Raw genomic sequence first — 9,391 nt, 5'->3', positions numbered from 1 at the left:
GCGCTTTGGATAAGTTACTGAAATAATATACATTACTGATTCTATTGCATATACCACATAGCACTACTCTAATCTCCTTTTCAATATAGAAATATCCCTATTTATTAATAGGGATATTTCTATATTGATTAGTGTATTTTAAAACAGGAAAATTCAATAACTACATTAAAAAGAATGCTATTTCTAGGACTCTTTTTAATACTAATTTTTAGCTTTAACTTACATTTTATCGATAATCATTTGTCTTTTATACCATTGATTCAATTTGCTTCTCGCCGTACTAGAGAGACGTTTTGTTTTTTTATTATAGAATCTAGAAAGAGTAGGCTGCGATATACCTATCTCTATTGAAAGTTCTCGCATAGTTATATTCTTTTTCATATGCATAAACTCTATTTTCTCTCTGATTACTTGTTCATTTTCATTCGTATCTAATGGTTTTTCTACAATTTTTATTGGCTGACTTTCCTCATGTATTGTATCAATTGTTTTCTTTTTCGCTAAGTTTTCCATTGAACTAATTAGTTCTTTGGGTGGCAATATTACTATTCCTAACTGTGAATAATAGTTTTTAAACCAATTCTTCTTTGTCAGTTTTTCTTCTTCTAAACCATTATGATATTCCCAATGAGAAATTACTTCTTCTTTTTCTAAATCACTAAGAACATTTTCTAATTGTTCGCGGATACGATTAGGTTTTTGTTTCTGGTTTATAGCCATAACTGCTAACAAACCTTTATCTCCACCTATAGAATAAGGTCTTTGTAAGCTAGAAAACATTTGACGGATTCTCCATTGCCATGTCAAATATCGAATTAATCTTTTATGATATTTGTGTCTATAACTATTATATTCAAGTGCCTTTTTTGATAATAGTGCAGTAGTACTATTAGATCCATATAGATATCCGGATAAGAAACTTCCCGGTTTGATTCGGCACGATTCTATCCCCATGTATTCGTTTGTGTTTTTATCTCTCCATAGAACTACGGAATCTAATACAAATAGTCTTTTAATTACCTCGCGTTTTACTTCATAATGCTTACCTGTTTCAGCGCGATCATTTAATACGACTACTTCGTTGTCATCATTTAGATATATAAAAATACTCGCTAGGGCCGCAATCCGCTTCGCAACTTTAATTTTATCTTCTACCCTATAATATTCGACACCATTTGCCTTAGCCTTTGAAATACTGCACATTTCTAAAACTTGTTCATATGAAAAATCAATAAATTCATCAGGCGATTTTGCTTCATTCAACCATTGAATCGTGATGGTATCTAAACAATCTGCAGTTAGATCATCCATGTTACTCATTACACCATCTACTAATGTATTCCATCTTGCTGTCTCTTCAATATTCGTTAACTTTAGATCTTCATCTTTATGAGAGGAAAGCTGTGCCACTCCATTACTATCCTTTGTTTCAATAGGATAAGATTTCAACCGTGTTTTTTCATCTTCTTCAAATTGATTTTTAGCTATTCCATCTCTTAACTTATAATAGACCGCGGAGTTATTTACTTCTAAATAGTTTTCATTCAATATGTTCGCATCTGATTCACTTGTTGCTGTATGCACTTTATTACTAACTGTCTGATTTTTACGAAACTCTTGTTCAATAAAGACACCTATTGTCTCATCGATGATTAATCTGTAATCATCTATATTTCTATATATATCTAGAGGAGAAACACCTTTTCTTTGTTGTTGCTCTAGCCACTGTACAAGCATTGAAAATGACGGAGAAAGGTATTCTGAAGTCACAATTTTACTTTGATCTGCTTCAACCTCAACATAATAGGAAACCCATTTATGCCACAATTGCTCATCTTGTTTATACAATTGTTCCGTTATTGATAGTGCATCTCTAAACAATTGTAGAACGTCTTCCATATAAATTCGGCTCCTTATATACATTTATTATTGATCTGAACTTGAAAATAATTAGCTATATGATGTTCCTTTTTATAAAACTAGAAACGAAGTCGGAATATTCTATCCTTTCATTTCGCTGTTAACATGTTAAGGGCTCTATTTTGCATACTTATAGCCCACTCTTTGAGACTCCCACGACTGAAGTCGCAAGCCCTAATCCTTACGGATTAACGGGTGGGATTCTTGAATGACTAAGCGTTCGCAGTCCATTTCTGTTTTGAACAGCCTTCAAGATGAGGGCATCTCATTGCCCCTCCTAAACCAGACCATATAGGTGCTTAGGCTGATTGACTGTTACCATCAATCACAGTTGCGTAGCGAATATTCATCGCCCCAACGATATCACGATGTTGCTCAAACCCACATATACAATTGTATTTTCTGTCTTGTGCCTTGTTCTTTTCAGAACATTTTGGACAGGTTTGACTTGTATAAGCAGGGTTCACATATTCGATCTTAATACCAACTAATGTCGCTTTGTACTCGACAAATTGTGCTAAACGATAAAATGACCAAGTATGTAGATTTTTTTCGTTTTTACGGCTTGTTCTTGCCGTCTGTCTAATATTCTTTAGTTGTTCTAATCGAATGACAGAAATATTATTATATATTGCAAAATCAATAATTTTACGACTTACTTTGTGATCTTCGTTTTTCATCCATCTTTGTTCTTTATCATTATATTGGCGAATAGCATTCAATTGCTTACCTTCTCCTAACTGCTTGCGGACACTACGAAACTTACGTTTCATATATTTATTTCGTCTTCCGTTTCCGAAGAAACGAACCTTGTCACCGTCTGTTACTGCAACAGCGGGAACTTTTAGCCCTAAATCGACACCCATTATCTTTGTTCCTGTCTTTTCGGTTGTAGGAATTGTAATAGATATTTGAGCAATCCATTTGTGAGATTTTTTTGTGATTCGGAGTGTACCTAACTTGTATTTTAACAAATTATAGTTACGATTATTCTTATCTACTAATAAAGCACGTATTTTTAAACGAGTTGATTTTCCATTCACCATAAATGGAATCGAGATGTGTGTGAAGTTAAATGAATAATTTTGGTTATTCCATACGCAAACGGGTTTCTTTAAAATCGGAACGATTTTGTATTTACTTTTTTTCACCTTTGTAGAAAACACACTTTTCGCATCTTTAATCGCTTGATTCTTAACCGCACTTGGTAGGTTAGCGAGAACATCTTTTGTACTTTTCTTAGTGCTTTTCTTTAACTCTACCATTTCAGATACAAGTTCATTAATGGCTCTGATATATTCGTGGCTACTTTGTTCCAATAAACAGATTTGTTCTTTTGTTGGAAGCAATTTAACTTGAACTGTTATGGTTTGCGACATAAGTTTCACCCCCGTGTTTTTTGATTTTCAACATAATATTTTATTGTCTCACTTGATACATCTCCAGCAGTAGAAACAAAATAGGAACGTGTCCATAGACTTGGCAAGTGCATAAGGTGAGGAAATTCTTCCCTCAAACGCTTTGATGTCACCCCTTTAATTTTTGCCATTGTATCGGCGGGACTAAGTGTTGGCATTGTATTTAAAAACAAGTGAACGTGGTCTGTATCACATTCCATTGCGATAATAACAATATCCAGTCCGTTACATATTTCTTGAACCAACATTTTGAAACGTTCTTCTACTTTTGTGTTTAGAAAAATCTTTCTTCTGTATCGTGGACAAAACACAAAATGATAGTTAATGAATGATACGGTTGTTTTAGTTCTTCTATAATCATTTATCATGGTTATACTGTATCAGTTTATTTATTTAACTGCAACAAAAAGGATGAAAAATAAAAGATACCAACACTTTGGATATTTAAAGTACCAAAAACCTTTCGATTTTTAATGGTACTCCGTATCCAACTTCACTATCATCCCATGCCTAAAGGCGATGGGCTTTCTCGTTCGGAAATGGCTGTAATATTATTTATAAATACAGTTTATATTATTTGTAATATACAAATATATAGATTAAAATAACAATACAAAGCATAATTTATAATATCTTATCTTTCTTAAACAAACACCATACAATTTCATAGCAAATGAATGCAAGTATACTGATCTATACTGCATTCATTTATTGTAATTGTATGTCCACTATATTTTTATTCTTCCTTTTCTAAAATTAAAAAACTAACATCCAAATTTCTTATTTTTCACCTCTTTCTGGATCCACTCCATTGTAATAAAAACTCTTCATTACATGTCCAAACTATTAGCTATCCCCCCTAAACAACAATAATTTTTAAAATAGTAGTTCCAACTGTATAAAAAAACAAATTAAATCTTTACAAGAGAAAACAACTAGGATAAAAACAGATTGTTTTCTTTTATAAGGAAGAACAAAGAAAGAGTGGAAAAGCAATACACAAACGTGTAAATCACATGGAGTAAACCGATAAAAGAATGAAAATTCTGATAATTTATTCACTAAGGGTTTTCGTTTACTCTTTCTTTGTTATTATGAGTTTAACATTAAAAATAACATAAATCAACAAAAAAACAAAAAATTCTTATATTTTCGACATTTTATTTATCTCGCTCTAATTTCACCTTAAAAACATAGTTACTGTAGCTGTGAACTACCCACCACTTACCGATTATCACCGCTTGAAGTGGGGCTTCCTGATTCTACAAGCATTGCCTATCTCTTACGAGATTCGGTCTTACACGCTCTCCACAGGCGTAGATTATACTGTTCGGACAAGACCTTGCCCTACAGTTATATAGATGTTATGTACATTTAATATGTTGGCTGATACGCAATTTGCGTTAAGCCGGCTTTTTCAATGTTAATTGCTGCATTGTGGTCACGATCCAGTACAGTACCACATTGTTTGCATACGTGCGTACGAACAGAAAGCGATTTCTTAACTGTTTCCCCGCAATTCGAACATTTTTGTGACGTGTAGTGCGGTTTTACCATTACCAAACATCCACCATTTCGTTTTGCCTTGTAGGAGAGGAATGTACGGAACATCCCCCAACCTGCATCGTGGATGGATTTTGCTAGGTGACGGTTACGTACCATATTTTTGATTTTTAGGTCTTCTATACAAATTACACCATAGCTGTTGGCTAATCGGAAGCTTAGTTTGTGCAAGAAATCCTTACGTTGATTCGCTATCTTCGTATGAATTTGTTGTAATTTGTCTACTTGCTTGCACCAGTTCTTCGAACCTTTTTTCATTTTTGAATGTTTACGTTGTGCACGTTTTAATTTACGCTCTTCTTTGCGTAAGAACGTAGGATTCTGAACTTCTTCTCCATTAGATAGAACCGCAAATTTTTTGATGCCTACATCAATACCAGTTGTTTTATTTGCATCACAAATAGAATCTTGGTTTACGTGTTTTTCAACACAAAAAGTCGCAAACCAACGGTTTCCTTGATGTTTTATGACAACTTGTTTAACGCGGCCATCTAATTTACGGTGCCATTTGATATCAATGACCCCTAATTTCGAGATAAGAAGTTTACCGCCTTTTGTGAGAGAACACATACGACGGCTTGTCCCCAAGGAACCATCCTTCTTTTTATATTTGAACATACTAAATTGAGTAAGAGTAATAGAACGATATTCTTTAAAACTTTTCATTTTTGGATAGCCAGCATCCTTTTTAAAGAACTTTTTATAGGCTTTTTCCAAGCGCGCAAACACTTCCTGAAAAGGTTGCGAAGGAACCTCTTTTAAGAAATGATATATCTTTTTATCAAGTTTTTGCTGATTTTGTAATTCATACCGTGTTAAGTCTTTTTTGTTTTGTTTATAATATCGTTGTTTATCTAGCAAAGCGGAGTTATATTGCTGACGACAAATGGAAATCCATCTCTCTAGTGTATGTTGTTGTTCTATTGTAGGATAGATTTCAAACCTGTAGTTCAATTTCATTATGTCGTCACCTCCGAATGTTTGTTCTAATAACTCTATTATAAACAAATTTTACGATGCTTTACCACTCAGAAGTACTTTTGTTAGGCCGGGCCATTCATCTCCCACCTACGCTGCGCTTAGAGGAAGGAGAATTCTGACTGAAGTTCGTTAAAAGAGAAGTAAAAGTAAAAAAATGTAAGAATTAAAATATTAATGTTACTTCGAACACCCCAAATTCATCAAAATGAAAATTTATAGCCATATCATGTCCCTTTCCATCAAAACATGAAACAAAAATGACATTATGTAACTCTTTTTACTAACTCGAAATTTTTTTTCTAAAAATGCTTAAAGCTTGATATATAAGCTTTTCTACTACACCTATACAATTCGTTATGAAAATTTATAGCTATATGATGTCCCTTTTTTTCAGAAGAACCCCCCATAAACCTTTTTATATTAAGGCTTTACATGTTTATAACCCTATTTTCATGTATTTATGCAACATGAAAATCCATAGCTGTATGATGTCCCCTTTTTTATCCAAACATGAAAACTAGCCTAGCCACTTCATGTTCCTTTTGTAATTATAAAATTACAGATAAACCCCATTAACATCACTATTTAAAAGGGTTCATCTGTTTAATTCACAATTATAAACATGAAAATCCATAGCCATATCATGTCCCTTTTATTTTTTTGAAAATCGATATAACCGTTGATTTAATCATGTTTACAAGGTTTTTTTGCTATTTCACTTCTTTTCTAGCAATATGAAAATCCATAGCCATATCATGTCCATAAAAAAAATTACAGGAATCCTGAAACCCCTTGATACACAAGGGATTAAAGGGCGTTTCATCTTTTTGTTTTTTCTCTTAAAGGGACGCATTTCAGCAAATTCCGATTTGGTATAATCAAAATTGGTATATTTTATAGTGTTTTGGCATTTATTTCTGAATTTATAGGTAGGAGGTGAAAAAGATGGGAAAATCATTTATTATTCGTAATCAACGTAGTCTAAATGGACAATCTACAAATGCAGTTTTAGTAACACTGAAGTCTTGGCAAAAACTTGTTGAAACTTTCGAAGAGAAATACTACAGCTATAAAGATACATACCTTGAGGATATTGTTAATCAAATGACATATGAGGAGCGTATTGCCGATGTGGATGGCTTCGTAGCACAGGCTAAACCATCTTTTTCACGTCGTACACTATCTGCTATTTCGGAAACAATGGGAAGAAAGCATAAATTATATGGCCTTACAAACGCAGATTTGGAAGTTTTCTTATATCTACATAAAAAATGTTACACGAATGGAGTCATTCCAAATGTAACAATACATATGATGTGGGAAGATTACAAACTATATAAAGAAGAATTCGCTTACATACAGCACTCTCAATTCTATATTGCATTAAAGAAATTAAGTATACATAACATTATTACGATTGAAAATGAATTAGATGGCCGATATACAATTAAATTAACTCATTTTATGAATGAAGAAACTGAAAAGGCCAATGCATATGTTTATATTAGCCCAGTGGTATTTACGAAAGCTTTCTTTGAGTTATCAATTGCATCTAAGAAACTATTCTTAGATATTGCTATGCAACAGCACAGTGAAACTACACTAAAACGTTCCTTAGACAAACAAGATGAAAAAGGGAATAAAACTCATTTTGGTGGGATGTACCGCTTTTTACATAAAAAATATCCACATCAAATCCGCGCAGTTATGACAGAATTAACAACTGCATTACCATGTACAGGGACTCCACTATTCAAAATTTGTAAGTTACAAAAAGGGGTTAAGAATAAAAAAAGATATACGACTCTATATCTATCCTTACATACGGATTTCTTATGTGCAAAAGAAACAGGAGAAGTACAGCATCGTGATCCATTCACACCAAATCTTACTTATGCTCGTAAAGCTCGTTTTATCGAATCCGTACTACAAGAAATGAATATTGGTGAATTTACACAAGACATGAATAAGTTTATCCATGTACTTAAATATACATGCCATCGACAAATTCGAAGCGTAATTCATAGCTTACGTGACATGATAGATCGTAATGAAGAATATCCAAGCAAGTTAGTATATACACTGAAGAAATTATTAAATCAAACATCACAATATCAAATTCTTGATACAGCGGCTAAAGAAGGTATTTATCCTCTGATTACACAACATGTTCCAAAAGAACATAAAGAACAAGCTGTATTTGATTTCGGATTGCATTTCTCTATGTACTCTCTGCGAAACATCAAAAAGCTGTTCCGCAAAACGTATGAGTTACTAAACTACAAATTTGCTGTACCTGTTACAGAGGAATCATATCATCGCAACTATCTAAAGTATCAAGAAGAAACGTTGTTTAGAAAGTACGCTTATGAACAAGGTACAAACCTAAACGCTTATATGGCTTTAGAAATAGAAATACGTGAACTCTTAAAGGTAAGAGGACATAAAGAGCGCTCTATTCCTAGTGATGTTCGGGAATTGTTCATTGAGAAGATAGATAGATTACCGAAAGAAAAGCTTCGCGTTATTGAAGTACCAGATAACTTTAATTTAATTACATTTATGCGTGCCTTTGAACAGTTAATACGCGCTGGTATCCCAGTAACAACAGCTGAGCAAGTACTGACAGCAATGAAAACGAACTAATCATAATCAGCTCTCTATTTTTGAAAAAAATTCAAGATAGAGGGCTATTCGTGTTGATACGTTTATTTAAAAGAATTTTACTCATTCTTCACAATAAGTAACTTTACTCGATTCTATTCAAAATAGAGTCTTTTTTTATGCAATCATATACAAAAATAGTATAGTACCTATCTACATTTCCACACATACTTTCATATAAACATGTTATAAGCTGCCTATATACATTCAAATATCTACAAGAAATCATAAGAAAAAAATTAAATTTCGTGGATAAGTAGATAAATAACACATAATGTGAATAATTTAGTGCCATTATCATTGATATAAATAGCTTATATGCCTTCATCTATCAAAAATCATCAATATTAATGTGAGTTATGTGCTAAATTTGGATACTGTTGATTAAATAACACATAATGTGAATCTTTTGTGGGTAACTACAATAAGATTGTGGAGATTCATTGAATTCATATGAAATTTTACGATTGAATAAATATGTTTAATAATGTATCAAATTGTTTCATTTTTTATGTAGGAATACTAAATTTCATTTATGATTATTTGTAGATTTCAAATCATAATAATACCTAATTTTCCGTTGTTAGATTTTACTATTTATGATTTTTTACGCTATGAGATGTTAAAAGTCTATGTTACAGTAAGGATATACGTACATTTGCCAGTCCTATATAAGTTTTATCTTTATATTTTAAATATATATAAGATATATATTTATATTAGATTTTATTAACTACTCTTCAATTACATTGTTACTAACATAACTGAAAAGATTAATTTACAATTTTTAATTTTACTTTCGAACCCCTTAAAAAAATCATACAATAAAAAAGAGAGCAACATGC

The 9,391-nt window shown here is 32.3% G+C and carries 5 protein-coding genes; 1 reads left to right on the top strand and 4 read right to left on the bottom strand.

All coding sequences use genetic code 11. The annotated features are described in order from the left end of the window. Positions 1 to 219 precede the first annotated feature (219 nt). The 4 genes from FT637_RS28005 to FT637_RS27990 all read right to left on the bottom strand — a co-directional run bounded on the left by FT637_RS28005 (position 220) and on the right by FT637_RS27990 (position 5,861). Positions 220 to 1,899 (bottom strand): helix-turn-helix domain-containing protein, encoded by a 1,680-nt coding sequence (locus FT637_RS28005; RefSeq protein ID WP_193649033.1) that lies wholly within the window; start codon positions 1,897 to 1,899, stop codon positions 220 to 222. A gap of 320 nt (positions 1,900 to 2,219) precedes the next feature. After that, positions 2,220 to 3,299, bottom strand: coding sequence for an RNA-guided endonuclease InsQ/TnpB family protein (locus tag FT637_RS28000; protein ID WP_193649032.1), 1,080 nt, complete (start codon positions 3,297 to 3,299; stop codon positions 2,220 to 2,222). A 5-nt stretch (positions 3,300 to 3,304) separates the two neighbouring features. Beyond that, positions 3,305 to 3,706 (bottom strand): IS200/IS605 family transposase, encoded by a 402-nt coding sequence (gene tnpA / locus FT637_RS27995; protein WP_193649031.1) that lies wholly within the window; start codon positions 3,704 to 3,706, stop codon positions 3,305 to 3,307. 1,006 nt (positions 3,707 to 4,712) lie between these two features. Then, positions 4,713 to 5,861: an RNA-guided endonuclease InsQ/TnpB family protein gene (locus FT637_RS27990; protein WP_193649030.1), complete on the bottom strand. Its 1,149-nt coding sequence runs from the start codon at positions 5,859 to 5,861 to the stop codon at positions 4,713 to 4,715. Between the two features lie 966 nt (positions 5,862 to 6,827). Here FT637_RS27990 and FT637_RS27985 point away from each other — a divergent pair. Beyond that, complete coding sequence (locus tag FT637_RS27985) at positions 6,828 to 8,528, top strand: hypothetical protein (RefSeq protein WP_193649029.1); 1,701 nt, start codon at positions 6,828 to 6,830, stop codon at positions 8,526 to 8,528. The last annotated feature ends 863 nt before the right edge of the window (positions 8,529 to 9,391 follow it).

This window comes from Bacillus cereus (assembly GCF_015071065.1).
Lineage (GTDB): Bacteria > Bacillota > Bacilli > Bacillales > Bacillaceae_G > Bacillus_A > Bacillus_A cereus_BA.
The sequence above is the reverse complement of the archived record's forward strand: the minus strand, read 5'-3'. Positions and strand labels throughout refer to the sequence as shown.

What these genes read in the sequence shown, in the direction of transcription:
- tnpA (WP_193649031.1), bottom strand. Translation starts at nt 3,706, where the DNA reads ATGATAAATGATTATAGAAGAACTAAAACAACCGTATCATTCATTAAC.
- FT637_RS28000 (WP_193649032.1), bottom strand. Translation starts at nt 3,299, where the DNA reads ATGTCGCAAACCATAACAGTTCAAGTTAAATTGCTTCCAACAAAAGAA.
- FT637_RS27985 (WP_193649029.1), top strand. Translation starts at nt 6,828, where the DNA reads ATGGGAAAATCATTTATTATTCGTAATCAACGTAGTCTAAATGGACAA.
- FT637_RS27990 (WP_193649030.1), bottom strand. Translation starts at nt 5,861, where the DNA reads ATGAAATTGAACTACAGGTTTGAAATCTATCCTACAATAGAACAACAA.
- FT637_RS28005 (WP_193649033.1), bottom strand. Translation starts at nt 1,899, where the DNA reads ATGGAAGACGTTCTACAATTGTTTAGAGATGCACTATCAATAACGGAA.